The organism is Deltaproteobacteria bacterium, from assembly GCA_016875225.1.
Taxonomy (GTDB): Bacteria; Myxococcota_A; UBA9160; order SZUA-336; family SZUA-336; genus VGRW01.
The window spans coordinates 43,559-67,831 of sequence record VGRW01000009.1 but is presented as its reverse complement, the minus strand read 5'-3'; the positions used below and the strand labels follow the sequence as shown (position 1 = coordinate 67,831).

27 protein-coding genes and 1 other RNA gene are annotated in these 24,273 nt (G+C 70.5%); 19 read left to right on the top strand and 9 right to left on the bottom strand.

Translation table 11 applies throughout. From position 1 onward, the window contains the following. Positions 1-139: 139 nt before the first annotated feature. Positions 140-565: a nuclear transport factor 2 family protein gene (locus FJ108_04375; GenBank protein ID MBM4335135.1), complete on the bottom strand. Its 426-nt coding sequence runs from the start codon at positions 563-565 to the stop codon at positions 140-142. A gap of 16 nt (positions 566-581) precedes the next feature. On the opposite strand from FJ108_04375, the gene FJ108_04370 reads away from it, so the two are divergent. From FJ108_04370 to FJ108_04340, 7 genes are read left to right on the top strand one after another with little or no spacing between them, the layout of a single operon-like run. Further along, positions 582-845 (top strand): hypothetical protein, encoded by a 264-nt coding sequence (locus FJ108_04370; protein ID MBM4335134.1) that lies wholly within the window; start codon positions 582-584, stop codon positions 843-845. Next, on the top strand, positions 842-1,501 hold the full coding sequence (locus FJ108_04365) for a methyltransferase domain-containing protein (protein MBM4335133.1): 660 nt from the start codon (positions 842-844) through the stop codon (positions 1,499-1,501). The genes FJ108_04370 and FJ108_04365 overlap by 4 nt, the downstream gene beginning before the upstream one ends. Continuing rightward, positions 1,470-2,339: a Gfo/Idh/MocA family oxidoreductase gene (locus FJ108_04360; protein ID MBM4335132.1), complete on the top strand. Its 870-nt coding sequence runs from the start codon at positions 1,470-1,472 to the stop codon at positions 2,337-2,339. Before FJ108_04365 ends, FJ108_04360 begins: the two co-directional genes overlap by 32 nt. Then, the gene (locus FJ108_04355) at positions 2,101-3,342 is read left to right on the top strand and encodes a BMP family ABC transporter substrate-binding protein (GenBank protein ID MBM4335131.1); all 1,242 of its coding nucleotides are present in this window, start codon (positions 2,101-2,103) and stop codon (positions 3,340-3,342) included. Before FJ108_04360 ends, FJ108_04355 begins: the two co-directional genes overlap by 239 nt. A gap of 4 nt (positions 3,343-3,346) precedes the next feature. After that, a complete protein-coding gene (locus FJ108_04350; protein MBM4335130.1) occupies positions 3,347-4,795 on the top strand; it encodes an ABC transporter ATP-binding protein in 1,449 nt (482 codons plus the stop codon). Next, positions 4,792-5,808 (top strand): ABC transporter permease, encoded by a 1,017-nt coding sequence (locus tag FJ108_04345; protein MBM4335129.1) that lies wholly within the window; start codon positions 4,792-4,794, stop codon positions 5,806-5,808. Before FJ108_04350 ends, FJ108_04345 begins: the two co-directional genes overlap by 4 nt. Then, positions 5,808-6,689 (top strand): ABC transporter permease, encoded by an 882-nt coding sequence (locus FJ108_04340; protein MBM4335128.1) that lies wholly within the window; start codon positions 5,808-5,810, stop codon positions 6,687-6,689. Before FJ108_04345 ends, FJ108_04340 begins: the two co-directional genes overlap by 1 nt. A gap of 8 nt (positions 6,690-6,697) precedes the next feature. Here the strand turns inward: FJ108_04340 and FJ108_04335 are convergent, their stop codons facing one another. After that, positions 6,698-8,581, bottom strand: a complete 1,884-nt coding sequence (locus FJ108_04335; GenBank protein ID MBM4335127.1) for a glycoside hydrolase — start codon at positions 8,579-8,581, stop codon at positions 6,698-6,700. Between the two features lie 80 nt (positions 8,582-8,661). Between FJ108_04335 and FJ108_04330 the strand changes: the two genes are divergently transcribed. Next, positions 8,662-9,288: an SCO family protein gene (locus FJ108_04330; GenBank protein MBM4335126.1), complete on the top strand. Its 627-nt coding sequence runs from the start codon at positions 8,662-8,664 to the stop codon at positions 9,286-9,288. Between the two features lies 1 nt (position 9,289). Here the strand turns inward: FJ108_04330 and FJ108_04325 are convergent, their stop codons facing one another. Beyond that, complete coding sequence (locus FJ108_04325) at positions 9,290-10,438, bottom strand: M20 family metallopeptidase (protein ID MBM4335125.1); 1,149 nt, start codon at positions 10,436-10,438, stop codon at positions 9,290-9,292. Positions 10,439-10,548: 110 nt separating this feature from the next. On the opposite strand from FJ108_04325, the gene FJ108_04320 reads away from it, so the two are divergent. Beyond that, positions 10,549-10,995 carry an Hsp20/alpha crystallin family protein gene (locus FJ108_04320; GenBank protein MBM4335124.1) on the top strand — a complete coding sequence of 149 codons (447 nt, stop codon included), beginning with the start codon at positions 10,549-10,551 and terminating at the stop codon, positions 10,993-10,995. Beyond that, positions 10,992-11,393 carry an Hsp20/alpha crystallin family protein gene (locus tag FJ108_04315; GenBank protein MBM4335123.1) on the top strand — a complete coding sequence of 134 codons (402 nt, stop codon included), beginning with the start codon at positions 10,992-10,994 and terminating at the stop codon, positions 11,391-11,393. Before FJ108_04320 ends, FJ108_04315 begins: the two co-directional genes overlap by 4 nt. Here FJ108_04315 and rfaD read toward each other — a convergent pair. Further along, complete coding sequence (gene rfaD / locus FJ108_04310) at positions 11,386-12,327, bottom strand: ADP-glyceromanno-heptose 6-epimerase (GenBank protein MBM4335122.1); 942 nt, start codon at positions 12,325-12,327, stop codon at positions 11,386-11,388. The two genes, FJ108_04315 and rfaD, sit on opposite strands and share 8 nt — an antisense overlap. Here rfaD and FJ108_04305 point away from each other — a divergent pair. Continuing rightward, positions 12,287-13,213, top strand: a complete 927-nt coding sequence (locus tag FJ108_04305; GenBank protein MBM4335121.1) for a phytanoyl-CoA dioxygenase family protein — start codon at positions 12,287-12,289, stop codon at positions 13,211-13,213. The genes rfaD and FJ108_04305 overlap by 41 nt on opposite strands. Here FJ108_04305 and tesB read toward each other — a convergent pair. Continuing rightward, a complete protein-coding gene (gene tesB, locus FJ108_04300; GenBank protein MBM4335120.1) occupies positions 13,149-14,006 on the bottom strand; it encodes an acyl-CoA thioesterase II in 858 nt (285 codons plus the stop codon). The two genes, FJ108_04305 and tesB, sit on opposite strands and share 65 nt — an antisense overlap. A 278-nt stretch (positions 14,007-14,284) precedes the next feature. Between tesB and FJ108_04295 the strand changes: the two genes are divergently transcribed. Then, on the top strand, positions 14,285-15,775 hold the full coding sequence (locus FJ108_04295) for an NAD(P)/FAD-dependent oxidoreductase (GenBank protein MBM4335119.1): 1,491 nt from the start codon (positions 14,285-14,287) through the stop codon (positions 15,773-15,775). 84 nt (positions 15,776-15,859) lie between these two features. On the opposite strand, the gene FJ108_04290 is transcribed toward FJ108_04295, so the two are convergent. Then, positions 15,860-17,194, bottom strand: coding sequence for a DUF1329 domain-containing protein (locus FJ108_04290; GenBank protein MBM4335118.1), 1,335 nt, complete (start codon positions 17,192-17,194; stop codon positions 15,860-15,862). On the opposite strand from FJ108_04290, the gene FJ108_04285 reads away from it, so the two are divergent. The 5 genes from FJ108_04285 (at position 16,980) to FJ108_04265 (ending at position 20,715) form a co-directional block, all read left to right on the top strand. After that, a complete protein-coding gene (locus FJ108_04285) occupies positions 16,980-17,984 on the top strand; it encodes a TetR/AcrR family transcriptional regulator (GenBank protein ID MBM4335117.1) in 1,005 nt (334 codons plus the stop codon). The genes FJ108_04290 and FJ108_04285 overlap by 215 nt on opposite strands. Before the next feature lie 88 nt (positions 17,985-18,072). Then, positions 18,073-18,648 (top strand): MaoC family dehydratase, encoded by a 576-nt coding sequence (locus tag FJ108_04280; protein ID MBM4335116.1) that lies wholly within the window; start codon positions 18,073-18,075, stop codon positions 18,646-18,648. Beyond that, positions 18,645-19,076: an acyl dehydratase gene (locus tag FJ108_04275; protein MBM4335115.1), complete on the top strand. Its 432-nt coding sequence runs from the start codon at positions 18,645-18,647 to the stop codon at positions 19,074-19,076. Before FJ108_04280 ends, FJ108_04275 begins: the two co-directional genes overlap by 4 nt. Further along, positions 19,073-20,293 (top strand): hypothetical protein, encoded by a 1,221-nt coding sequence (locus FJ108_04270; GenBank protein MBM4335114.1) that lies wholly within the window; start codon positions 19,073-19,075, stop codon positions 20,291-20,293. Before FJ108_04275 ends, FJ108_04270 begins: the two co-directional genes overlap by 4 nt. Further along, positions 20,254-20,715, top strand: coding sequence for a Zn-ribbon domain-containing OB-fold protein (locus FJ108_04265; GenBank protein ID MBM4335113.1), 462 nt, complete (start codon positions 20,254-20,256; stop codon positions 20,713-20,715). The genes FJ108_04270 and FJ108_04265 overlap by 40 nt, the downstream gene beginning before the upstream one ends. 128 nt (positions 20,716-20,843) lie before the next feature. Here FJ108_04265 and FJ108_04260 read toward each other — a convergent pair whose 3' ends face one another. From FJ108_04260 to rnpB, 3 genes are all read right to left on the bottom strand, one after another. Further along, a complete protein-coding gene (locus FJ108_04260) occupies positions 20,844-21,035 on the bottom strand; it encodes a hypothetical protein (GenBank protein MBM4335112.1) in 192 nt (63 codons plus the stop codon). Positions 21,036-21,053: 18 nt separating this feature from the next. Next, positions 21,054-21,752 carry a hypothetical protein gene (locus FJ108_04255; protein ID MBM4335111.1) on the bottom strand — a complete coding sequence of 233 codons (699 nt, stop codon included), beginning with the start codon at positions 21,750-21,752 and terminating at the stop codon, positions 21,054-21,056. A 39-nt stretch (positions 21,753-21,791) separates the two neighbouring features. After that, positions 21,792-22,223, bottom strand: an RNA gene (gene rnpB / locus FJ108_04250) — RNase P RNA component class A. A gap of 40 nt (positions 22,224-22,263) precedes the next feature. On the opposite strand from rnpB, the gene FJ108_04245 reads away from it, so the two are divergent. Further along, positions 22,264-23,466 carry a sorbosone dehydrogenase family protein gene (locus FJ108_04245; GenBank protein ID MBM4335110.1) on the top strand — a complete coding sequence of 401 codons (1,203 nt, stop codon included), beginning with the start codon at positions 22,264-22,266 and terminating at the stop codon, positions 23,464-23,466. 106 nt (positions 23,467-23,572) lie between these two features. Next, on the top strand, positions 23,573-24,262 hold the full coding sequence (locus FJ108_04240; protein ID MBM4335109.1) for a PEP-CTERM sorting domain-containing protein: 690 nt from the start codon (positions 23,573-23,575) through the stop codon (positions 24,260-24,262). Positions 24,263-24,273 lie beyond the last annotated feature (11 nt).

Sequence of the window (24,273 nt, the reverse complement as noted above, 5' to 3'; positions counted from 1 at the left end):
CGTACCGCTCGGCCGGCCCTCGGATCCCGAGGACATCGCCGACGCCGTGATCGGCTTGATCGGCGGATCCGACATGATCACCGGGCAGGTGATCACCTGCGATGGCGGAATGACTCTGGGCCGCTAGCGCCGTTCGGCGTCAGAGATCGAGCGGGTCGATCGACGGATCGTCGTCGTCGCTCGCCGCGGCGGCGACCGGTGCCGGCGCCGGCGGGCGCGGTCGCTCGGGCGGCGCCGCCTGCGCGGGCGGCATCAGCGCGCGCGGATCGTAGTAGTAGCGCTCGCGACAGATCTTCTCGCCGCGAAGCTCGTGCACCGCGACCTCGGAGAGCTTGAGCTGGCGGCCGTCCTTCATCACCAGGTCGGCCTCCCACTCGATGCAGATCGCGTTCTTCGACACGAAGACGTGTCGCGCCTTCCAGCTGGAGCTGCGCAGGCCCGCGAGCCAGCCGGCCAGCTTCGAGCGCAGCGCCTGCAAGCCGGTCAGCGTGCCGCCGGCCGGCTCCACCGAGACGGCGTCGTCGGTGTAGAACTTGCCCATGTCGAGGTGAACTTCGTCGTCCATCGCGGCGACGATCCGCTTGGCGAGCTCCTCCGCGGGCGAAGCCAGGCGCGGCGCAAGCTTGGCCGCGGCGGCCTTCTTCTTCTTTGCCGCGGGCGCAGCCTTCTTCGCGGGTTTTCGAGCCGTGGTCTTCGCGGGCGCCTTCTTTGCCGGCTTCTTCGCGGTGGTCTTCTTCTTGGCAGCCATCTCGAACCCCCTCCTCCCCTCGTGGCGGTGGCCCGATTCTAGCAGCGCGCTCCCGCCTTCCCACGGAATTTCTTCGGTAGACTGCGGACGACGATGAGCCAGTACACACCGATCGACGTCGCTCTGCACTCCTACCTGTCGGCGCACCGCACGCCCGACGACCCGATCCTGCGCGAGCTCCAGGAGGAGACGCGGCGATCGACCGGAGAGCGCGCGGTGATGCAGATCGCCCCCGAGGAGGGAACCCTGCTCGGCGTGCTGGTCGCCGCGACCGGCGCCCGCCGTGTGGTCGAGGTCGGAACCTTCACCGGCTACAGCGCGCTCTGCATGGCGCGCGCGCTTCCCCCCGGCGGCAGGCTGCTGGCCTGCGACGTCTCGGAGGAGTACACCGCGGTGGCGCGGCGCTACTGGGCGAAGGCAGGCGTCGCGGACCGGATCGAGCTCGTGCTCGGCCCCGCGCTCGAAACGCTTCGCGCGCAGCCCGACGAGATCTGCTTCGACTTCGGCTTCATCGACGCGGACAAGGGGAGCTACCGCGCCTACTACGAGGAGATCCTGCGCCGGCTCCGGCCGGGCGGGCTGATCGCGATCGACAACGTGCTCTGGAGCGGGCAGGTCCTGCGCGAGTCGGATCAGAGTGAGGACACGGTCGCGATCCGGGCGCTGAACGAACACGTCGCGGCCGATCGGCGCGTGCGATCGGTGATGATCGGCGTCGCCGATGGGATCACGCTCGCCTGCAAGCTCGGCTAGCTCGGTGGACGCGCGTCTCTCGCTTGCGGTGATCGGCGCGGGTCGGGCCGGCCAGGCGCGCGTGCGCGCGCTCGCCGAGAGCCGGGTCGCGCGGCTGGCGGCGCTCGTCTCGTTCCGCGCTCCCGAGGGAGCGACGTTCGCGGACGTGCTCGCGGATCGCTCGATCTCGGGCGTGATCCTGTGCACGCCCAACCTTCTCCACCCGGAACAGGCGCGCGCGGCGCTTCTGGCGGGAAAGCACGTTCTGGTCGAGTTCCCGCTCGTGCCCGGCCCCGCGCAGGCGCGCGAGCTGTTCGCGATCGCAAGCGAGCGCGGCCTCGTGCTTCACGAGGAGCACATCGAGCTGCTCTCCCCCGCGCAGGCCTGGCTTCGCGAGCGCGCAGCGTCGCTCGGTCGACCGCGCAGGGGCGTGGTCCACTTCAGCGGCGCCCACTCGGGCTGGCTCGCGGACCCCCAGCTCGCGGGCACGCCAGCGCTCTGCGCGCTCGCTCGCCTGCACCGGCTGGTGGACCTGTTCGGCGAAGCGCGGGTGCGCGGCGCGCGGCTCGAGCGCGGCCTTGGCTACCGGCTCTCGGTCGAGCTCGAGTTCGCGCGCGGGGGTGGGGTCGAGCTCGTCGAGGAGCGCGCGCCCGGCGCAAGGCGAAGCACGCGCTGGCAGGTGGAGTGCGAGAACGGCGCGCTCGGCGACCCGCCGGTGGAGCGACCCGAAGGTCTGTTCGCGCGCGACCTCGCGTGCTTCGTCGCGCGAGTCACCGAGCGCGCGGAGCCGTACGTCGCCGATTCGGTCTGCCTGCACGTGCTCGATCTCGTCGAGGCGATCGAACGGCGCCTCTGTTAGGCTACGCGCCGTGAGAGGCTCCGCGCTCGGCACCGCGCTCGCGCTTGCGCTGCTCGCGTTCGCGTCGGGCTGCGGCGATTCGGGCGCGCCCGACGCGGCATCGGGATTCCGCGTCGCGCTGCTCACGCCCGGCTCGATCCGCGACGGCGGCTGGAACCAGAGCGCGTACGAGGGGCTCGAGCGGATCCACGCCGAGCTCGGCGCGGAGATCGCGCACCAGGAGGCGAAGACGCCCCAGGACTTCGAGTCCGGCTTCCGGGATTTCGCCGCGCGCGGTTTCCGGCTGGTCTTCGGCCACGGCTTCGAGTTCCAGGACGCGGCGGCGAAGGTCTCGAAGGAGTATCCGGACACGATCTTCGTCACGACCAGCGGCTCGACGATCCGCGCCAACGTCGCGCCGATCGTGTTCGAGCTCGAGGAGGCGACCTTCGTGCTCGGCTTCCTCGGCGCGAAGCTCTCCGCGCGCTCGAAGGTCGGCGCGATCGGCGGCGTGAAGATCCCATCGGTCGAGAGCACCTTCACCGCGTTCGCCGCCGGCGCGACCCGCGCGCGCCCGCACGCGGACGTGACGGTCTCGTACATCGGAAGCTGGACGGACGTCTCCGCCGCGCGCGAGGCCACGCTCGCGCAGATCGCAAACGGCGTGGACGTGCTGATCCACAACGCGAACGAGGCCGCCGCGGGCTTCTTCCAGGCGGTGAGCGAGAGCCCGAACGTCCGCGCCTTCGGCACGAACAAGAACCAGAACGATCGCGCGCCCGAACGCGTGCTCGCCTCGGCCACGCTCGACGTGCCGCGCGCGCTCGTGCTCGTGGCGCAGGAAGTGAAGTCGGGCTCGTTCAACGCGCGCGCGATGCGATTCGGGCTGCGCAGCGGCGTGGTCGCGATCGAGTGGAACGAGCGCTTGCGCGAGAACATCCCGGCCGAGCTGCGGGACGAGGTCGCCAGGCTCCAGGCCGACGTGGCGTCGGGCTCGGTCTCGGTCCCGCGCGGGAGCTTCTGAGCGCTTGCCGCGCGTCGCCCTCCGCGGCATCCGCAAGCGCTTCGGCGCGACCGAGGCGCTGCGCGGCGCGAGCCTCGAGCTCGAGCCCGGCTCCGTCCACGCGCTGCTCGGCGAGAACGGCGCGGGCAAGACGACGCTGGTCCGAACCCTGTACGGAAGCGTGCGACCCGACTCGGGTTCGATCGAGATCGACGGCCACGCGGTCGAGATCGCGAGCCCGCGCCAGGCGCTCGCGCTCGGGATCGGCATGGTGCACCAGCACTTCATGCTCGTGCCCGCGCTCTCGGTGGCCGAGAACCTGCTGCTCGGTGAGCCGGGCCCGTTCCTGCTGCCGCGCGCGGAGCTCGTCGCCGAGGCGCGAGATCGGCTCGAGCGCCACGGCCTCGCGCTCGACCCCGAGGCGCGCACCGACACGCTCGCGGTCGCGCAGATGCAGCGGCTCGAGATCGCGCGCGCTCTCGATCGGGGCGCGAATCTGCTCGTGCTCGACGAGCCGACCGCCGTGCTCGCGCCGTCCGAGGTCGAATCGCTTCTGGCGCTACTCGCGCGGCTTCGCGACCAGGGCAAGAGCATCGTCCTGATCTCGCACAAGCTCGACGAGATCACCGCGGTCTGCGATCGCGTGACGGTACTTCGCAGAGGCGAGACCGTCGCGAGCCGTGAGCTCGCGGGGCTCGACGCGAGCGAGCTCGGCCGGCTCATGGTCGGAGACGCGCTGCCTCCGCCCGGCCGGCCGCCGCAGACGGAGCCGGGTCCGGTCGCGCTGTCGCTCTCCGGTGTCGGCGCGCCCGGGCTTGCCGGGATCGATCTGGAGCTGCGGGCGGGGGAGATCCTCGCGCTGGCCGGGATCGACGGGAACGGGCAGGGCGCGCTCGAAGAGCTGCTCGCGGGCGTGCGCCCGCTCGGGGCGGGAACGCTCGAAGTCCTGCGCCCGCCGCTCGCCCTGCTCTCGGGCGATCGCCAGCGCACCGGACTCGTGCTCGACCTGTCGGTCGCCGAGAACCTGGTGCTTCCCGAGGCCGCGCGCGGCGGCGCGGAGCCGGTGTTCCGGGCCGGGATCGTGCGGACGGCCGAGCTCGAGAACGCCGCGCGGGCGGCGATCGAGCGCTTCGGGATCCGAGCGGAGCCCGGTGACCCCGCCCGCGCGCTCTCGGGCGGCAACCAGCAGAAGCTCTGCGTGGCGCGCGCGCTCCGCGCGCGGCCGGGGGTGCTGGTGGCGGTGAACCCGACGCGCGGGCTCGACCTGGCCGCCACCGCCGCGGTTCGCGAGGAGCTGCGCCGTGAGGCGCGCTCGGGCACGGCGGTGCTCTTGATCTCGACCGAGCTCGACGAGGTTCTCGAGCTCGGCCAGCGCATAGCCGTGCTGTTCCGCGGCAGGCTGCTGCCGGTCGAGCCGGAGTCGCGCACGCGGGCCGCGATCGGCCGCCGCATGCTCGGCGAGGGCGCAGCGTGACGCGGCTGCGCGCATTCGCGCAGCCGATCGGAGCGGCGGCGGTCGCGCTGGCCGCGTCTGCCGCGCTTCTCGCGCTGATCGGCGCCGATCCGCTCGAGGCGTTCCGCGCGCTGGTGTCGGGAGCGCTCGGCGACGCGATCGCGCTAGAGAACACCATCGTGCGTATGGGGCCGCTCCTGCTGGTCGGGCTCGGCGTCGCGATCGCGTTCCGCTGCGGGATCTGGAACATCGGCGGCGAAGGGCAGCTCTACGTCGGCGCGCTCGCCGCGACCGCGCTGGTGACGCGCGGACCCGGGCTCGGCTCCGGCGCCGTCGCCCTGCCGCTCGTGCTTCTCGTCGGCGCCGGCGCGGGGGCGCTCTGGGCCGGGATCGCGGCGGCGCTGCGCGTTCGGCGCGGCGTCTCCGAAGTGCTCTCGACGATCCTGCTGAACTTCGTCGCGGTTCTCGCCGTCGCCTGGGCGGTGCACGGCCCGCTCCAGGAGGCGAGCGGAGCGTACCCGCAGAGCGATGCGCTGCCCGAGCTCGCCAGGCTCGCGATCCTTCCCGGCCTGCGCCGCGTGCACGCGGGTCTCGTGCTCGCGGTGGTGCTCCCGTTCGCCGTCTGGCTGCTGATCTTCCGCTCGTCGGCCGGACTGCGGCTGCGCTCGGTCGGGCTCTCGCCCGACGCGGCTCGCTACGCCGGGGTGTCTCCCGAGCGCGAGACCACGCGCGTGCTCCTGATCTCCGGGGCGCTGGCCGGGCTCGCGGGCGCGCTCGAGATCTGCGGCGTCACGGGGCGGCTCTTCGAGAACCTGGCCTCGGGCTACGGCTTCACCGCGGTCGCGGTCGCGCTCCTCGCGCGGCTTTCCCCGCTCGGCGTGCTGCCGGCCGCGTTCTTCTTCGCCGCGCTCGCGACCGGAAGCGGCGCGATGCAGCGCGTGGCGGCCGTGCCCTCGGTCGCGGTGCAGGTGATCGAGGCGCTGGTGATCCTGTTCTCGGTCGGCTTCGCGATGCCGAAGTCGAGGACGTCGTGATGGACGCCGCGACGCTCTTGCTCGGGCTCTCGACGCTGCGACTCGCGACCCCGCTCGCGCTCGCGGCGATGGGGGAGCTCGTGGCGGAGCGCGCCGGAGTGCTGAACGTCGGGATCGAGGGGATGATGCTCGGCGGCGCGCTCGCCGCGTTCTCTGTCGGCGCCGCGACCGGCTCGCTGCTCGCCGGGTGCGCCGCGGGAATCGCCGCCGGGCTCGCGCTGGCCGCGCTCTTCGCGTACTTCGTGCTGCGCCGCGGCGCCGATCCGATCGTCGCTGGAACGGCGCTGAACGTGCTCGCGCTCGGGCTCACCGGAGTGGTCTTCCGCAGCTTGAATCCGGCCGGGAGCGCGCTCGCGCGCGCGCCGCAGATGGGCGAGATCGCGCCGGCGCTGAACCTGTACCTGCTCGTCGCGATCGCGCTCGTCGCGGGCGTGGCGTTCTACCTCGGTCGCACGCGCTCGGGGCTTGCGCTTCGCGCGGTCGGAGAGCGAGCGGAGGCCGCGCACGTGCAGGGAGTGAACGTGCTGCGGATTCGCCTGGGCGCGGTTCTGTTCGGCGGCGCCTGCGCGGGGCTCGCCGGCTCGTCGCTGGTGCTCTGGATCTCGGACACGTTCGTCGAGGGCATGACCAGCGGCCGCGGCTTCATCGCGCTCTCGCTCGTGCTCTTCGGCGGCTATCGACCGCTGCGGATCGTGGCGGGCGCGCTTCTGTTCGGAGCCGCGAGCGCGCTTCAGTATCGGCTCCAGGCCGCGAGCTCCGCGATCCCGTACAACCTGCTGCTGATGACTCCGTACCTGCTCACGCTTCTGGTGCTGGCGCTGCTCGCGGGGCGAGTGCGCGCGCCCGCGGATCTCGCGCGGCCGTTCGAGCCGCGAGACTGAGGGCGCGTCTACACGTAGTCGGCCAGCGTCGAGCGCAGTCGCGCGAGGCTGTCGCACAGACCGCCCTCGCGGCTTCGCTCGCGCCAGCAGGCGGCCTGCTCCTCGATCAGCGGCTCGAGCTCGGCGCGAAGCTCGGACTTCGCGGGGCCGCCCTCGGGCGTCGCGTGCATCAGGCGGTGCGCGCCGTGACGGGCCAGCGCCGCCGCCTGGCGCAGCTCGCGGGCGCATATCTCGCCGCCGAAGCCGGCCGGCCGCGCGCGCGAGAGCCGCTCGACGTGCGCGCGCAGCTCGTCGGCGATCGCGTCGAGCCGCGCGCGGCTGGTCTCGCCCCAGGCCAGCGCGGGCGCACGGCCTAGCGGCGTGGCGAGCGCCGTCGCGAGCGGGCTCGTGTTCAGCGTGTCGAGCCCCGTCTCGGAGCCGAGCTCGCCCAGTCGGACCAGCGCCGCTCCGATCGCGCGCTCGCGATCGCGAAGCAGGAGCAGGTCGAGCGCGCGCGCGAGGTCGAGATCGCTCTGGCTCGCGAGGCACCAGCTCGCGGCCGCGCCCCACGCGAGCGCCGGCAGGCTCACGACTGGCGGCTGCAGATGGCCGCGGTCGCCCCAGTCGGTGATCAGCACGCCCTCCGCGCCGTTCGCGCGGCCCATCTGCACCGCGTCGCGCAGGTTCGAAAGCGCATTCGGAAGCCTTCCGATCAGCGAGAGCCAGCTCGAGGTTCCCGGGCAGACGCGGTACGGCACGCCCGCGGTCGCGTACGGCCCCGCCAGCGTGTCGAAGCCGCGCACGCCCTCGAGATCGATGCCGACGCGCGTGAACAGCTCGCGCACCTGCGCGCCGACCGCGGCGGGATCTCGCGGCGCCTCGTAGCCCCAGGCCAGCGCGACGGTTCGCTCGCGCGGCAGCTCGCCGATCAGCTCCGGGTGCTGCACGACGATGTCGCCCCAGAACTGCACGGTGCGCCCGTCGTCGTGCAGGCCGCGCATGAGCTCGAGCAGGAAGTCGAGGTAGACGCGCCCCTGGCCGCGCGAAGCGCACGCGTCGCGGCTGCGGCCCTTGCCGAGCTCGAGCGTCTCGTCACAGCCGATGTTGATGCTGCGGCTGCCGAAGTTCGGCAGCAGCTCCGCGTAGAGCGAGCGCATGAACGCGACGCTCTGCGCGCCGGGCGCCAGGCAGGACGCTCCTTGCGCGCCGCTCTCGAGCTCGGCGAGCGCGCGGTACTCGGGGTGGCGCAGCCAGCGCTCCATGTGCCCGAAGCTGTTCTGGTTGGGCACGAGCTCGATGCCGCGCTCGGCGCAGGCCGCGTCGAGCGCGCGGATCTCGAGCGCCGTGAGCGGCGACGCGTCGCGCCAGACGCGCTCGTGCGCGGAGTAGGCGAAGGTGTGCTCGGTGTAGAGCTGAAGCTCGTTCAGCCGCAGCTCCTCGAGCAGGTCGATGACGTCGAAGAGCGTGGCCATGGTGGGCACGCGGTCGCGGCTCACGTCGAGCATGTAGCCGCGCGAGGCGAAGTCGGGCCAATCGCGCGCGCGCAGGCACGGCAGCTGCCGGTCCGACTGCCGCACGATCTGCGCCAGCAGGCCCGCGCCCCAGTTGAGCCCGCGCGGATCCCGCGCGCGAATCAGGACTCCGAGAGAGCCGATCGATAGCTCGAAGCCCTCCGCGGGGGTTCTGAGCGCAGGGTCGATCTGGAGCTCGATGGTCGGCGCGTCCGCGCCGGGCTCGAGGGCGCGCAGTCCGGCGTCGCGGCCCAGGCAGGTGCGCACGCGCTCGCGCGCGCGCTCGGCCTGGTCCGGCCGCTCCGCGCGCACGCGGATCGCCGGCATAGCGTAGAAGCGGAGCGCGCCCGCCTCGAGCCGCAGCTCGCGCGGCCGTGGCAGGAGCTCGAGCCGATCCGCCATCTTCCACCCCCCTCGTGCGCGAGCTACGGGTTAGCATTCCTTTCGACCGGGGAGGAGAAGCGCTTGTCCGATCGACCCCGATGCGGAAGCCGCCGATGAAGCTCGCGTCGATGTGGCTGCTCGCGGCGAGCCTCGCGGCTCGCGCCGGGGCGGGAGCGCTCTACGAAGCCCCCGCGCCGGGAAGCTACGAGCTTCCGCCGATCGCGAGCGTATCGCAGCACCCGCTGGTCGACGCGGACGGCGCGAGCGTCGGCTTTCCGCAGCTCGCGAAGGGGCAGGTGGCACTGGTGGCGTTCATCTACCGCGGCTGTCACGAAGCGCAGGGCTGCCCGGCTTCGCTCGCGCTGCTGCGCGAGCTCGACCGCGAGCTCGAGTCGACGCCGGAGCGCGCCGCGCGGGTCCGCCTGGCAACCGTGAGCTTCGATCCCGAGAACGACACGCCCGAGCGCATGCGAGAGCTGCGCGAGCAGATGGCCCCGAAGACGGACTGGAGCTTCCTCGCGCCCGCGAGCGCAGACGCGCTCGCTCGGCTCCTGGCCGACTTGGGCCAGGACGTGAGCCCGCTCGAGAACGGGGCGCTTCGCCACGTGCTGAAGATCTTCCTGGTCGACGACCGGCTGCGGATCCGGAACGTGTACTCCGCCGGGCTTCTCGATCCGCGGCTCGTGATCGCCGACATCGACACCGTCGCGCCGCGCGCGCCGTAAGTCAGTCGCGCGAGGCCAGGATGCGCTCGAAGACGGCGCTCGCGGCCTCGACCTGGTCGATCGCGACCCACTCGGCCGAGGTGTGCGCCTGCTCGACCGACCCGGGACCGAAGACCACTCCCGGGATTCCGTGCGCGCCGAACACGCCGGCGTCGGTCCCGAAGGCGACACTTCCCGGCGTAGCGTCGAGCGCGGCGAGGCGCAGCGCGGACTGCACGGATCGCACCGACGGGTCCTCGTCGGGCGTGGCCAGCGCAGCCTTCTCGAGCGAGCACCACTCCACGCGCACGCCGTCGAGCGCCTGCTTCGCGAGCAGGCCCTCGAGCTCGGCGCGAACGGTCGTCTCGTTCTCGCCGGGCAGGCAGCGCCGGTCCAGCAGCAGCCAGGCGTCGTCGGGCACGATGTTGGTCGCGGTTCCGCCGCCGATCCGGCCCACCGAGAGCGTCGCCGGGCCGAAGCGCGGATCGGGCCGACCGGCGAGCTCGGCGGCGAGCTCTTCCAGCGCCAGCACGCTGCGGCAGAGCGCGAGCACCGCGCTCCGTCCTTTGCTCGGATCCGAGCTGTGACACGCGACTCCGCTCGCGCGAAGCCGCGCGTGCACGATGCCCTTGTGGCGCGTCGCGACGCGAAGCTCCGTCGGCTCGGTCGCGATCACCCATTCCGGCGGGTCGGAGCCCAGGTGCGCGATCACGTCGTTCACGCCGCGGCTGCCCAGCTCCTCGTCGGCTTCGCCGACCAGGATCAGATTGCGCCGCAGCGTCCCCTGCGCGAGCACGCGCTCGAGCGCGGCGACCAGCGCCGCCATACCGCTCTTGGTGTCGCACGAGCCGCGGCCGTAGACCCGGCCGTCGGCGATGCGCGGGTCGAAGGGCGCGATTTCCATCCCGTCGATCGGCACGGTGTCGAGGTGGGAGGCGACCAGAAGCGTGTCGCCCGCGTCGGCGACGCGGGCGTGCGCCACGACCGACGGTCGCTCGGGATCGCCGATCAGCTCCGCATCGAGCCCCAGGCGCCGGAGCTGCTCGCGCAGATGCTCGGCATAGCGGCGCTCTCCGGTGATCGCGGGATCGAGATCGTCGCGCCGCATCGGATTCACCGACGGGATCGCGATGTACTCGCGGAGATGCCGGATGCACGCGCTCTCTCGCACGGCCCGAGTCTAGCGCAGCGATGGGTCGGCCCGGACCGGTGCGGCCGCCCGCTTGACCGCTCGAATCCGGTTTCTAGCGGTTCGCGCGGACCCGAAAGGAGGACTCGTTCATGGCGTTGTTCCGATACGGAGCCGATCTGGACCCCGCGAACGCGCTGTTCCGGCTGCAAAGCGAGCTCGAGCGCGCGTTCGACAGCCGCGCCGGCCACGACCTCGGCCTGCTCGGCCGCGGCGTGCATCCCGCGTGCAACATGTTCCGGAGCGGCGAGGACGTGGTGCTGCGCATCGAGGTTCCCGGCTTCGCCCCGGAGAACCTCGCGATCACGAGCCAGGGGCAGACGCTCTCGGTCGCCGGGAAAGCGCCCGCGCAGCCCGAGGCTTCCGGGAGCTACCACCGGCGCGAGCGACGGCGCGGCGACTTCTCGCGCTCGATCCAGCTGCCGCGCGAGGTCGACCCGGCGCGCGCGACGGCGGAGTGCAAACACGGCGTGCTGACCATCCGCGTGCCAGCGCGCGAAGAGGTCAAGCCCCGGCAGATCAGCATCACGGGAGGATGAAGCAGATGGCCAACGGAGAAATCGCTCGCGACTCCGCGAAGCAGCGGACGGAAGACCAGTACACGCGACCGGGTCGGACCTACCAGCCCAGCGTCGACATCCTGGAGACGGAGCAGGGATTGCGGCTCTGGGCCGACATGCCCGGCGTGGATCAGGGCTCGATCGACGTGGAGCTCGTCGACGACGTGATCACGATCAGCGGCCGCGTCTCGACGGCCGAGTACGAGAATCTGTCTCCGATCTACACCGAGTACAACGTCGGCAACTACCAGGCGCGCTTCCGGCTCTCGAACAAGATCGACGGATCGCGAATCTCGGCGAAGCTCGCCAACGGCGTGCTCGAGGTGGAGCTTCCGAAGGTGCAGGCCGCCAAGCCGCGGCGGATCGAGATCAGCTAGGGCCGAGCTGCTTCAGGTAGCGCGACACCCCTTCCTCGACGCCGAGGAAGGGGTGGTCGCAGCCGGCCGCGCGCAGCGCCGAGATGTCGGCCTGCGTGAAGCTCTGGTAGCTGCCGCGAAGCGCGGGTGGGAACGGGACGTACTCGATCCGGCCGCGGCCGTGATTCGAGATCACGGCGCGCGCCACGTCGTTGAAGGTCTGCGCGCGCCCCGTGCCGACGTTGAAGATCCCCGAGACCCGCGGGTGATCCAGGAACCACAGGTTCACCGCGGCCACGTCGCCGACGTACACGAAATCGCGTCGCTGCTCGCCGGGGCCGTAGCCGTCGGAGCTCTCGAAGAGCCGCACCACGTCGCCGTCGCGCAGCTGCAGGTGGTGCTTCCAGGCGACGCTGGCCATCTCGCCCTTGTGAGCCTCGCCCGGGCCGTACACGTTGAAGTAGCGCAAGCCCACGACCTGGCTGCGCGCGCTCGCGGCGTGCCTGCGCACCCATCGGTCGAACAGCACCTTCGACCAGGCATAGAGATTCAGCGGCTTCTCGAGCGCCGGGTCCTCGCGGAAGACCGGGCCCATCCCGTAGACCGCGGCCGACGAGGCGTAGATCAGCGGGATCGCGCGCGCCGTGGCGAAGGCGTAGAGGGCCTTCGAGTACTCGTAGTTGTCGGCCAGCATGGTCCGGCCGTTCCACTCCATGGTGTTGGAGCAGGCGCCCTGATGGAAGATCGCCTCGACGTCCGCTAGCTCGCGCGCCGCGATGCGCGCCAGGAAGTCGCCCTTGTCGGCGAAGTCCAGGAAGTCGCAGTCCGCGAGATTTCGGAACTTCTGCCCGTCCGTGAGGTCGTCGACCAGAAGCAGATCGGAGCGGCCGCGCTGATTCAGCGCCCGCGCCAGATTGCTGCCGACGAATCCGGCCGCGCCCGTGACGACGATCAAGCTCGACTCCCGCGAAGGTCTGCCGGTATCCTGCCCCGCCGTGAGGCACGCCGCCAGCGAATCGGAGCTCGCGCGCTACCGGCGCGACGGCTATTTCGTGCGCGAGAGCGTATTTGCGATCGCGGAGCTCGAGCGAATGCGGGCATCGGTCGAGCGGGTCCATCTGCGCGTCGAGGCCGCGGCCGGCGCGGCCGGCGCGGCCCCGGTCGAGCGCATCGACGGAAAACGCTACCAGGACCTGCTCGGCTCGCTCGTGAAATGGGAGTGGCAGGAGGCGCGCGCCGACGTCCGCTCGATGGAGCCGTTCCTGCACCTCGACCCCGAGCTCGACGCGCTCGTCGACGATCCGCGGCTATGGCAGCCCGCGACCGCGCTCTGCGACGCGCCTTTCCTCGCGCTCTTCACCGACAAGCTGAACTTCAAGCGCCCGGGCGGGGCGGTCTTCCCCTGGCACCAGGACAGCCCGTACTTCGCCTTCGACTGCCCTCACGTCGATCGGCTCGTCTCGCTGCAGGTCTACCTGGACGACGCGACCGTCGAGAACGGCTGCCTCGGGATGATTCCCGGCTCGCATCTGCACGGTCGCCTGCCGTGCTTCGAGGACCGGGGCCGGCTCGACCGGCTCTACACCGACGTGGATCGCGCGCTGCCGGGCGCCGAGCGAGTGCCGATCGAGGCGCCCGCCGGCTCGGTGATCTTCTTCGACGGCGACGTCGTGCACGGCTCGCTCGGAAACCGCACGCGTTCGAGTCGGCGCGCGTTCGTGCTCACCTACCAGCCGGCCGGGTTCGCGCAGTTCCGGCGCCCCGGCGAGCGGCGGGTCAGCTGCGCAGCCGGATCAGCCCCTCCTGCGCCACCGACGCGACCAGCTCCCCCGAACGCGTGAAGATGCTGCCGCGGTTGAAGCCGCGCGCGCCCGCCGCGCGCGGGCTGTCCTGCGCGTAGAGCAGCCAGTCGTCGGCGCGGAACGGGCGGTGGAACCACATCGCGTGGTCGAGGCTCGCGGTCTGCAGCTTCTCGCTCCACCACGAGATCGCGTGGGGCAGGGCGCTGGTGTCGAGCAGCGTCATGTCCGAGGCGTAGGCCAACACACATTGGTGGAGCGCCCGGTCGTCCGGAAGCGTGTCGACCGCTCGGAACCAGACGTTCTGGAACGGCGGGCGCTTGTCCGGCGCGAACTCGTCGATCGGATCGATCGGCCGCACCTCGATCGGGCGGGGGCGCAGGAAGCTCGAGCGGAACTTCTCGGGAATGCGGTGCGCGTACTTCTCGCGCAGCTCGACCTCGTTCGGCAATCCCTCGGGCCCAGGCACGTCCGGCATCTCTACCTGGTGCTCGAGCCCGGGCTCGTCGATCTGGAACGAAGCGGCCAGGTTGAAGATCGCCTTGCCGTGCTGGATCCCGACCACGCGCCGGGTGGTGAAGCTCTGCCCGTCGCGGATCCGGTCGACGTCGTACAGGATCGGCACCTTCGGGTCGCCCGGCCGCAGGAAGTAGGCGTGAAACGAGTGCGCCGCGCGCCCCTCCACCGTGCGCCCCGCGGCGACCAGCGCCTGCCCCAGCACCTGCCCGCCGAAGACGCGCTGCCAGCCGTCCTGCGGGCTGCGCCCGCGGAACAGGTTGACCTCGATCTGCTCCAGATCGAGCAGATCGATCAGGTGTTGGAGTACCCGCCTCATCCGGCGAGGTGTTCTAGATCAATCGCGCGCTCTGCGAAAGGCCAGGGCGACCAGGCCTGAATCATCCCCGGTTCTCGGGGGACTCCCTCGGTTGGGGCCGACCCATCTGGCCGGACCCCTCTCGTCTTCCCCGGGCCCGCATCACGGGGCGGCCATCGGCCACGGGGAGATCTCGTCGGCGCTGGACTTGTCACAACCAACCGCTTGCGGCGCGAATCGAGCGGGAATCGGCTCGGCGAGCGGCATAGACTAGGGCGCCGACACGAGGGGGAGATCTCATGGCACGAAGCGCAGCCGCGACGCACGCGACGAGTTCCGACCGGCCGGGGCTCCGGTTCCTCATCCTCGGAGCCGGGATGTCCGGAATCCTCAGCGCCATCAAGCTCCGCGAGGCGGGCTTCCACGACTTCGAGATCTACGAGAAGGCCGATCGCCTTGGCGGGACCTGGCGCGAGAACACCTACGCCGGGGTCGGCTGCGACGTGCCCTCCCATCTCTACAGCTACTCGTTCGCGCCCAACCCCGAATGGAGCCACCGCTTCTCGCCGGGCGCCGAGATCCAGGCGTACTTCGAGGACGTCGCCCGGCGCTACGGCGTGGACCGGATCATCCACTACGGCAAAGAGGTGCGGCGCTGCGCCTTCGAGGACGGCCGCTGGCGGATCGAGCTTTCCGACGGCTCGAGCGACGTCGGCGACGTGGTGATCGCGGCTACGGGCGTCCTGCACCACCCCGCCTATCCCGACATCCCCGGCCTCGACTCCTTCGCCGGCGTCTCCTTCCACACCGCGCGCTGGAACCACGGCGTCTCCCTCGCGGGCAAGCGCCTCGGCGTCATCGGAACCGGCTCGACCTCGACCCAAATCGTCCCGGCGGTGGTCGGCGAGGTGGCGAAGCTCTCGCTCTTCCAGCGGACCGCGCAGTGGGTGATGCCCCAGGAGAATCCCGCCTACAGCGGCGAGGAAAAGGCCGAGTTCCGCAGGCACCCGGAGACGATGAAGCAGCTCCGGGACGACATCTCGAAGCTGTTCGCCGACATGTTCTCCAACGCCGTCGTCGACGCGAACTCGCCGCAGCTCGCGGCGATCCACGCCGCCTGCGTCGCCAACCTCGAGAGCAGCGTGAAGGAGCCGGCGCTTCGCGAGAAGCTCCGCCCGAGCTACCGCGCCGGGTGCAAGCGACTCGTGATGTCGGCGGACTTCTACGCCGCCATCCAGCGCCCGAACGCCGATCTCGTCACCGACGCGATCGAGCGGATCGAGCCGGGTGGAGTGAGGACTCGCGACGGCCGGCTGCACGAGCTCGACGTGCTGATTCTCGCCACCGGCTTCCGCGTCGACCGCTTCATGCGGCCGATCGAGGTGGTCGGCTGCGGCGGCCTCTCCCTCGAGGACGCCTGGCGCAACGGCCCGGTCGCCTACATGGCGATCTCGATCCCCGACTTCCCGAACCTGTTCATGCTCAACGGCCCGAACGGCCCCGTCGGCAACTTCTCGCTGATCGACGTGGCCGAGCTCCAGCTCGGCTACTCCCTGCAGCTCATCGAGCGGATCCGCGCTGGCGAGTGCCGCGAAGTCTCCGCCTCGCGGGAGGCGACCGAGCGCTTCGACGCCGAGCGCCGCGAGGCCACCCGCAAGACGATCTGGTCCAGCGGCTGCAACAGCTGGTACCTCGACGCTGACGGAGTGCCGGCGGTCTGGCCGTGGAGCTTCGACCGCCTGCGCCAGGAGATGGCGGCGCCCCGCATCGGCGACTTCGAGCTGCGCTGAGCCCTCGACCAGGGCGTCGAGCGCTCAGCCCGCACGTGGTTCATCGAGCCGCCGATCTGGCCGGCGCAGTCGTCGAGCGCCGAGCTAGCGGCCCTTGTTCAGGCGCCCGATGTCGATGTAGCGCCGCACCTTGCCCTTCGAGTCGAGCGGCTCGCCGTCGTTGTCCCAGAACTCGATCCGGTTCCCCGTCCCCGTCTGCAGATTGACGATCACATCGCCGACGACGCGCACGTCGTTCACCTGCGAGATCCCCTCCCAGGGTCGGTACCAGACCCCGTCCTTCTTGCCGGGGTCCGAGAGCCCGGGCGGGCCCTTCCAGTCCTCGCTGTTGCGGTGCATGTGCCAGATGACCTTCCAGATCTCCCGCTTGCGGTCGTAGGCGAAGCTGTACAGCGGCTCCCAAGTGTCCGCGTCGATGTAGATGTCCTTGTGGTGATAGGGGTGGTCCTCGTTGCGGGGATCGAAGCGGATCACGTAGGCGTGGCGCAGCTCCCAGCGGTCATTGGCGAACGAGAAGCCGTAGGGGCCGAAGTTGTAGGTGTCGCCATAGGGGTAGGCGAGTGAGGGGGTGTTGAACGGCGCGATCACATCCTTGCGGCCCAGGCACTTCCACTCGTACTGGGGAGGAATGCCGTCGAAGCTGCGCAGGTCGTCGCGGGTGAAGTCGGTGCCCTGGACCGAGTCGGTGCGCTGCGCGGTGGAGATGCGCCGCACGCGCCGCAGGTCGGGCACGTAGACCCAGGTGTCGTCGTTCCTGGCCTGCGCGAGCGGGCCGTCGGCCGAGGCGTAGCGGTAGGTCAGGACCTGGATTCCGCGCGCGTCGAAGGGCGCCTCCACCTCGATCCCCGAAACCTGCATCCGTTTCTCACTCGGGAAGTAGGAGTGCTGGCTGTCGTCGTACTGCGCCTCGACGCGCTGGATCAGGTTGATGAACTTGGCCAGGCCTTCGTAGTAGAGCGGCAGCTGCTCGCCGCGATCCCAATAGGTGTAGGACCACTTCGAGCGGGAGCCGTCTCCCTCCCACCGCTTGGTGAAGTTCCAGATCAGCTTGGCCCCGGCCTCCGGGTCGCCCTCGCAGTCGATCGCCGGAAAAGGCAGTCCGGCGGTGTAGCCCACCAGCGCGCCGTCCAGGCCGATCTTCGCCTGGCCGCCGTACCTCTCGCTCGCGGCCGCATACTCGGGCGCGGGCGGGTAGTTCTTGTAGATCGGGCCGACCTCGAGCTGCATCCCCTCGAAAAAGAAGAACTCGCGGTTCTCCCAGAACTCCGGCGGCAGAAAATCCTTGAGCTTCTCCGCCGAGCTGAAGGCGATCACGTCGCCCTCCTTGAAGGGGACGCCCGGGACGGTGTCCTGCGCGCGCTCGGCGGCGCGGGCCAGGGGCGAGACGAGCAACCCTAAGACGAGTGCTAGCCAGAGCATCGGAGCTCTCCTCCTGCGTGATTGCGCTCTTCCCGATCCTACACCAGATCGCAGCAGAGGAAGCGGAGCGGCTTCAGTAGCCGCATTGCCAGAAACTGAAAAATGGTTCAGTTTTCCATCCGTGCCCGAGAAGGCTCTCCAGTCCCGGGGCTCCGCGCCGCGCCGCCGCGCGCGCCGCCGCGTCGGCTACGCGAAGTCTCGCGCGACGCGCGAGCGCATCCTCGCCGCGGCGCTCGCGGAGGCGGGCCGCGCGGGCCTGCACAAGGCGTCGGTCGCGCGCATCGCCGAGCGTGCGGGCGTCGCGGTCGGCAACCTCAACTACCACTTCGGCTCCCGGAAGCAGCTCCTGCGCGAGCTGATGGGCTCCCTCGTTGCGGACCTGATGCCGCGGCTCCACGCGATCGATGCTGCCGACGACGCCGACTTCTTCGAGCGCCAGCGCGCGGGGCTGCTCGCGTACCTCGACCACCTTCGCGCAAATCCCGAGCACGTGCGCCTCGCGGACGAGATCAAGCTGCACGACCCGGCGCTCTACCGGCGCGCGGTCGCCGAGTGGGCCGAGCGCATGGCCTCGCGGCTCCGCGCCGGGATCGCGCAGGGTGCGCTCCGCCCGATGGCCGACGCGGAGATCACCGCCCAGGCGCACTTCCTGCTCGGCGCGCGGCACTTCCTCGAGCAGATGATGGAGAGCGGGAGGGGCGCGCGGCGCGAGGCCGTCGTCGACGCCTACCTCGCGCTGTTGCGCGACGGGCTCGGGAGCCGCGGCGCACGAAGGAAGGGGCGGCGGTGAGGGCGCGCGCGTCGCGCGAGACTTCGCGTGGCCGACGTGACGTCACCATGGAGGCGCGGGTGGCCGGCTGCAGGCGGAAGCCGCGGACATGACGGTCGCCGAGCACGACGCAGTCCGCGAGCGCATCGAGAAGTACGTCGGCAAGCCGATGGGACCGTCTTCGGTGGCGCCCGACCCGGTGAACGTGCCCATGATCCGCCACTGGGTCGCGGCGCTCGACGACCGCAACCCGGTGTATCTCGACGAGGCGCTCGCGAAGAAGACGCGGCACGGCGGCCTCGTGGCGCCACCCGCCATGCTCCAGACGTGGAGCATGCCGAGCCCGAAGATCGAGGGCATCGCCGAGCGCGGCGGCTCTCCGGTGGAGATCGACTCCGACAACGTGCTCCGCGCACTCGACCGCGAGGGATTCACGGGCACGCTCGCGACGAACTCGGAGCTCGAGTTCGTGCGCTATCTGCGGCCCGGCGACCTCCTCCACGCGAGCAACGAGCGCGAGTCGATCTCGGCCCGCAAGACCACGGGCCTCGGGCAGGGCTACTTCGTCACCTGGCTGACCACATACCGGACGCCCGACGGCGAGGTGGTGGGCCGCCAGCTCTTCCGCATCTTCAAGTTCGACCCGAAGACGATCGACCTGGCGAAGCTGAAGGCGCCTCGATGAGCATCACCGCACCTCCGGCGCGAGCGATCGCGGTCGGCGACGAGCTGCCGCCCTTCGAGCTCGCGCTGAGCTCGACGATGGTGGTGGCTGGCGCGATCGCCTCGCGCGATTTCATGCCCGCGCACCACGACCCCGCATTCGCGAGAGCGCAGGGCGCGCCCGACATCTTCATGAACATCCTCGCCACGAACGGCTATGTGTCGCGCTACGTCACCGACTGGGCCGGGCCCGAGGCGATCGTGAAGAGCATCAAGATCCGGCTCGGCGCGCCCGCCGTTCCGGGGAAGACGCTGCGCTTCTCGGGGCGCGTCGCCTCCAAGCGCGAGGCCGGCGACGAGTGCGTGCTCGAGCTGGCGGTGCGCGCGGCGAACGAGCTCGGCGACCACGCCACCGGCACGGTGGTCGTCACTCTGCCGGGACGCACGTGAGCCGGCGCGCGCACCTCGCCGGCGTCGGCGAGACCCGCTACGCGCGCTGGGGCAAGATCGGCGACGTGACCGAGCACGCGCTCGCGCTCGAAGCGATCCAGAAAGCGGTCGCCGACGCGGGGCTCTCGATCGACGACGTGGACGGGCTCGCCTCGTTCGCCGACGATCGCAACGAGGCCGTGTTCCTCGCCGCGGAGCTCGGGCTCCCGCGGCTGCGCTTCGCGAACATGGTGTGGATGCCGGGCGGCAGCGGCGCCTGCGCGGCCGTCGCCAACGCGGCGATGGCCGTCGAGACCGGGCAGGCCGAGGTCGTCGTCGTCTACCGCTCGCTCTGCCAGGGCCAGTTCTTCCGTTTCGGCACGGGCGGCGTCGACGCCTCGGCGCCGCCGCCCCCGCGGCCTCCCACCGTGCAGCAGGCGACTTCACTTCTCCTCGCGTCGATGGGCTTCGTCCTGCCCTACGGCTTGATCATGGCGGCCGCGGCGTACGCGCTTCCGACGCGCCGTCACATGCACCTCTACGGCACGACCACCGAGCATCTCGGCCGCATCGCGGTCACCTTCCGCGAGCACGCGAGCCGGAACCCGCGCGCCGTGATGGGCGGGAAGCCCATGACGCTCGCCGACCACCAAGCGTCGCCCATGATCGCCGACCCGCACCGGCTGTTCGACTGCTGCCTCGAGAGCGACGGCGCCTGCGCGGTGGTCGTCACCACCGCCGAGCGCGCGCGCGACCTCGCGAAGCGGCCGATCGAGATCCTCGCGAGCGAGCAGGGCGCGCCGAAGGGCATGGGCTTTGGCCACTTCACGAACGCCAACCTCCCCGACGAGCTGTACGCGACGGGAGGGGGCGAGGAGCTGGCGCGGCGTCTGTTCGGGAAGGCGGCGCTCGGCCCGGGCGACGTCGACGTCGCGCAGATCTACGACCACTTCACCGGCTGCGTGCTGCTTCAGCTCGAGGACTACGGATTCTGCAAGCGGGGCGAGGGCGGGCCGTTCGTCGAGAGCGGGGCGCTTGCCTGGCCCGATGGCAGCCTCCCGACCAACACGCACGGCGGGAGCCTCTCCGAATCGTACATGCACGGGCTCAACCACGTGGTCGAGGGCGTGCGCGCGCTGCGCGGCGAATCGACCTGCCCGGTCGAGGGCGCGGAGGTCTGCCTCGTCACGAGCGCGGCATGCACGCCGTCGAGCGCGCTCTTGCTGGGGCGCCGATGAGCGAGCGCTTCTTCCCCGACGGAATGCCGCAGCCGCTCGCGGACGCGATCTCGCTGCCGTTCTGGCAGGCGGCGGCCGAGCATCGCCTCGTCGCGCAGCGCTGCACCGGCTGCGGCCACATGCGTCTCCCGCCCGCGCCGATCTGCCCCGCGTGCCGCTCGACGGCGTCAGACTGGAAGACGCTCTCGGGACGCGGCGAGGTCTACACCTACACGATCGTGCACCGCCCGCTCGCCGCGGGCCAGCGTCTCCCCTTCGCGATCGCCGTGATCGCGCTCGAAGGGGCGGGCGGCGTTCGGATGATCTCGAACCTGGTCCAGGTGGAGCCCGAGGACGTCGCCATTGGCATGTCCGTAGAGGTGATCTTCGAGGACATGAGCCTCGACCTCGCGCTGCCCCGTTTCCGCCCTTCGCGCCGGTAGAGGCGCACCGGGACGAAGGACCTCCGGGGTCGGGTCGCGGTGGTGACGGATGGCGCCGGCGGCGCGGCTCGTAATCCGCGGCGCAGTCAGAATTGCAGCGATGACAGCGTGTGTCCCCATTGGGTGAGTCACGCGCGCTCGAGCATGAGGTTGAGGAAATCCGCTGGGGCTCGGCTCGAAGTCGGGGCCAGTTCCGTGCGTCCGTCCACCGTGCGCCCCGCGGCGACCAGCACCTGCCCGCCGTCCTTCGGGCTGCGCCCGCGGAACAGATTGACCTCGATCTGGTCCAGGTCGATCAGGTGCTGGAGTACCCGCCTCATCCGGCGAGGTGTTCTAGGTCAACCGCGCGCCCTGCGAAAGCCGAGGGCGATCAGGCCGGCCAGCATCGCGGCGCCCAGCGCTCCTGCGCTCGGCTCCGGAACGGTCACGGACAGGCTGTCGATGGTCCCCCATACGTCGACATAGCTGCCCACATCATTCTGGAAGTACCAGTTCACCCGCGCATTGGGAAACGCTGCCAAGCTCCAAGGCACGTCCGCAAGCGAGAGCGAGTCGAGCGGTTCCCCAGGCAGGTCACCGTCGAGCTCGAGCTCGATGATGTAGAGCTGCAGATCGCCCGTCGGGGGCGGTGAGAGCGTTGCGGCAGCTCCCACGCTGCTCGGATCCGGGCCTGCCGCCGCGTCGTACAGGAAGATCGAGAAGATCCCGAGCAACGGGTCGCCAGGATCGACCCAGCTCGCGTCGGTCGTGAAGGCACCCACTTCAGACACGAACTCCCCGGCGCCCGGGGTGATTCCGTGTTCCGACCCCGAATCAGAGACATGGAACGGCGCAACCGAGTCGTCGAATGTGAAGTGGCCACTGAAGGCCGTGCCGGGTACGACCGAGCCCCCGATGGCCGCGACGGGATCCCCCACGTCCCCACTGTCTCCGATCGAGTCCACGATGCCCGAGAAGTCGACCCGCACCGTGACCGCCTGGGCCATTGGACTCGCGCCGGCAATCAGGAGGGCCGTGACGAGAGCGATTGTCTGCATTGGGGAGTCTACACCCGATGGAGTAGGTTGCGGAAAAAGTGCTGGAGGTGGACTGTAAGCCGGGTCCTGTTCCGCGCGTCCCTTGCGGGGCGTGGTTCGAGGATCATTCGTCTAGGCCCGCCGTTGCCGGCGGGCTCGAGCACTCAGACCCGGACACTCCGAGCGCGCGCGTCTCCGCGCGCACTCATTCAGACGGGCCGTCTTCGACAGTGTCCCTATTCGAGCTTGCTCCGGGAGGGGTTTGCCTCGCCGCCGGTCACCCGGCTGTCGCGCGTGGGCTCTTACCCCACGATTTCAACCTTACCGCTGCGCACCCGAAGGTTTGCAGGTTGGCGGTGTGATTTCTGTTGCACTTTCCCTGGGGTCGCCCCCGGTGGCCGTTAGCCATCTCCCTGCCCTGTGGAGCCCGGACTTTCCTCTCCCCGCGCGCGTCCGAAGACGGGCGCGGGCAGCGATCCTCCGTCCACCTCCAGCGGGCCGAGTATAGTCACGCGCCGGGAGGAGCGCCGGAATGCGCCGAGTGCTGATCGTGCTTGGAGTCGCAATCGCGGCGGCGTTCGTGGCCTGCCGGGCGTTCTGGCCCGAACGCCTGGCCGTGAACGCGCCGGTCATCGTTTTGCTGATGGGCGCGAAGCCGCCGCCGAAGTCGGAGCTCGAGTCGCGCCTGAAGGTCCCCGACGGCTTCAGCGTCGGCCTCTTCGCAGAGGGCATCCCCGACGCGCGCGAGCTGCACTTCAGCCCGACGGGCGACCTGCTGGTGAGCTCGCCGCGCGAGGGCGCGGTGTTCCTGCTCGAGCCCGACGCGGACGGCGATGGCCGCGCCGATGGATCGCGCGCGCTGATGACCGGTCTCGAGAGTCCGCAAGGCCTCGAGATCATCGGCGACTGGCTCTACGTCGCCGAGAACGGCGCCGTGAAGCGCGTGCGTTTCGACCCCCGCGCGCGCGCCACCGAGGGATCGATCGAGACCGTGCTGCCGGACCTTCCGCCGGGGGGCAATCACTGGGGCAAGTACATCCGCAGGGGTCCGGACGGTTGGATCTATCTGACGATCGGGTCGGACTGCAACGTGTGCATCGAGGTCGATCCCCGCCGCGCGACCATCGGCCGCTTCAAGGACGGCGCGTCCGACTACGAAATCTACGCCACGGGCCTGCGCAACTCGGTCGGCTTCGACTGGCGCCCGGCCGACGGTGCCATGTACGCCACCGACAACGGCCGCGACCTGCTCGGCGACGATTTTCCGCCCTGTGAGCTGAACCGGATCGAGCCGGGCCGCTTCTACGGCTGGCCGTTCGTGAATGGGATGGGCGTGCCCGATCCGGACTTCGGCGCGAAGGGCGGAGCAAAGACCGCGGAGGCGACGTCGCCGGCGCACGGCTTCGGCGCTCACACCGCTCCGCTCGGCATGCGCTTCTACCGCGGGAACGCGTTCCCGGCGCGCTACCGCGGCCAGGCGTTCGTGGCGCTGCACGGCTCGTGGAATCGGACCGCGAAGAGCGGCTACAAGGTGGTGCTGCTCGAGTGGTCCGCGGATGGCCGCGAGATCGTCGAGTCGGACTTCCTCACCGGGTTCGAGCTCGACGAGAACGTGATCGGCCGGCCCGTCGACGTGCAGGACGGTCCCGACGGCGCGCTCTACGTCTCGGACGACTTCGCCGGCGCCGTGTACCGCGTGGTCTACACCGGAGCAGGTCGGGCGCAGAGTCGCTGAGCGCGCCACGCTCGAGAGATCGCTTGACGCCCAGGGGGGGGGGGGCGGGTTTCAATGCACGCCACTACTGCGCGTGTCTCACTTCTTCAGGCCCTGGAGGTTTCTAATGGGTGGTCTGCACAAGCTGGTGTTGAGTGTCCTGGTCGCGGTTTCGACGCTGCTCGCACTGCCGGTTTCAGCGTTCGCGTTCAGCGACGATTTCGAGGATGGGAATACCGAAGGATGGCTCCAGACGATTGTCGCGGGTGGGGTCGGCTCCTGTGGAGTCGAATCTCACAACGGCAGCCAGATGGGGTTCTGCAAACAGATCGGTTCCGGGCAGCAGGCGCTGTCGATCGACTTCACCTACTCGCCTGCTGAAATCCTGTCCTTCGATATGCATGCACAGTCCATCCCTGAATGCAGCACTGGATTGTGTGCACATGCTCGGAGCGGTATCGCGGTGTCGTTCCTCACCGGGCTCAACATTCCGCTCGGCACCGTAGGGCTGTACCAAGTGACAGATTTGTCCTGGCTCCCGGCGAACAGCTATGCCATCGATGACGTGCAACACAATTACAACGGCACGTTCGCCTCGTTCGCGTCGCTGGCAGGCCTTGATCCGGCAAATAGCGCCATCGCCAAGCTGAGTATCAGATTTCAGGCCACAGCTTCGACCAGCTTTTTCGGCAGTCAGTCGCTGGCCAACGTTTGGTTCGACAACGTGAATGTTCCGGAGCCCGACACCAGCGCCCTGGTGCTGGCCGGCCTAGCGGTCATTGCGGTAGCCGCGCGAAGGCCTCGTTCGGTGTCTTGATGCCAGCGAAC

Bases quoted from the DNA above. Each gene is read 5' to 3' on its own strand.
- FJ108_04340 (MBM4335128.1), top strand. From the start codon at position 5,808: ATGGACGCCGCGACGCTCTTGCTCGGGCTCTCGACGCTGCGACTCGCG.
- FJ108_04320 (MBM4335124.1), top strand. From the start codon at position 10,549: ATGGCGTTGTTCCGATACGGAGCCGATCTGGACCCCGCGAACGCGCTG.
- FJ108_04255 (MBM4335111.1), bottom strand. From the start codon at position 21,752: ATGCAGACAATCGCTCTCGTCACGGCCCTCCTGATTGCCGGCGCGAGT.
- FJ108_04240 (MBM4335109.1), top strand. From the start codon at position 23,573: ATGGGTGGTCTGCACAAGCTGGTGTTGAGTGTCCTGGTCGCGGTTTCG.
- FJ108_04330 (MBM4335126.1), top strand. From the start codon at position 8,662: ATGCGGAAGCCGCCGATGAAGCTCGCGTCGATGTGGCTGCTCGCGGCG.
- FJ108_04290 (MBM4335118.1), bottom strand. From the start codon at position 17,194: ATGCTCTGGCTAGCACTCGTCTTAGGGTTGCTCGTCTCGCCCCTGGCC.
- FJ108_04315 (MBM4335123.1), top strand. From the start codon at position 10,992: ATGAAGCAGATGGCCAACGGAGAAATCGCTCGCGACTCCGCGAAGCAG.
- FJ108_04260 (MBM4335112.1), bottom strand. From the start codon at position 21,035: ATGAGGCGGGTACTCCAGCACCTGATCGACCTGGACCAGATCGAGGTC.
- FJ108_04360 (MBM4335132.1), top strand. From the start codon at position 1,470: ATGGGATCACGCTCGCCTGCAAGCTCGGCTAGCTCGGTGGACGCGCGT.
- FJ108_04280 (MBM4335116.1), top strand. From the start codon at position 18,073: ATGACGGTCGCCGAGCACGACGCAGTCCGCGAGCGCATCGAGAAGTAC.
- FJ108_04275 (MBM4335115.1), top strand. From the start codon at position 18,645: ATGAGCATCACCGCACCTCCGGCGCGAGCGATCGCGGTCGGCGACGAG.
- tesB (MBM4335120.1), bottom strand. From the start codon at position 14,006: ATGAGGCGGGTACTCCAACACCTGATCGATCTGCTCGATCTGGAGCAG.
- FJ108_04335 (MBM4335127.1), bottom strand. From the start codon at position 8,581: ATGGCGGATCGGCTCGAGCTCCTGCCACGGCCGCGCGAGCTGCGGCTC.
- FJ108_04245 (MBM4335110.1), top strand. From the start codon at position 22,264: ATGCGCCGAGTGCTGATCGTGCTTGGAGTCGCAATCGCGGCGGCGTTC.
- FJ108_04265 (MBM4335113.1), top strand. From the start codon at position 20,254: ATGCACGCCGTCGAGCGCGCTCTTGCTGGGGCGCCGATGAGCGAGCGC.
- FJ108_04375 (MBM4335135.1), bottom strand. From the start codon at position 565: ATGGACGACGAAGTTCACCTCGACATGGGCAAGTTCTACACCGACGAC.
- FJ108_04295 (MBM4335119.1), top strand. From the start codon at position 14,285: ATGGCACGAAGCGCAGCCGCGACGCACGCGACGAGTTCCGACCGGCCG.
- FJ108_04365 (MBM4335133.1), top strand. From the start codon at position 842: ATGAGCCAGTACACACCGATCGACGTCGCTCTGCACTCCTACCTGTCG.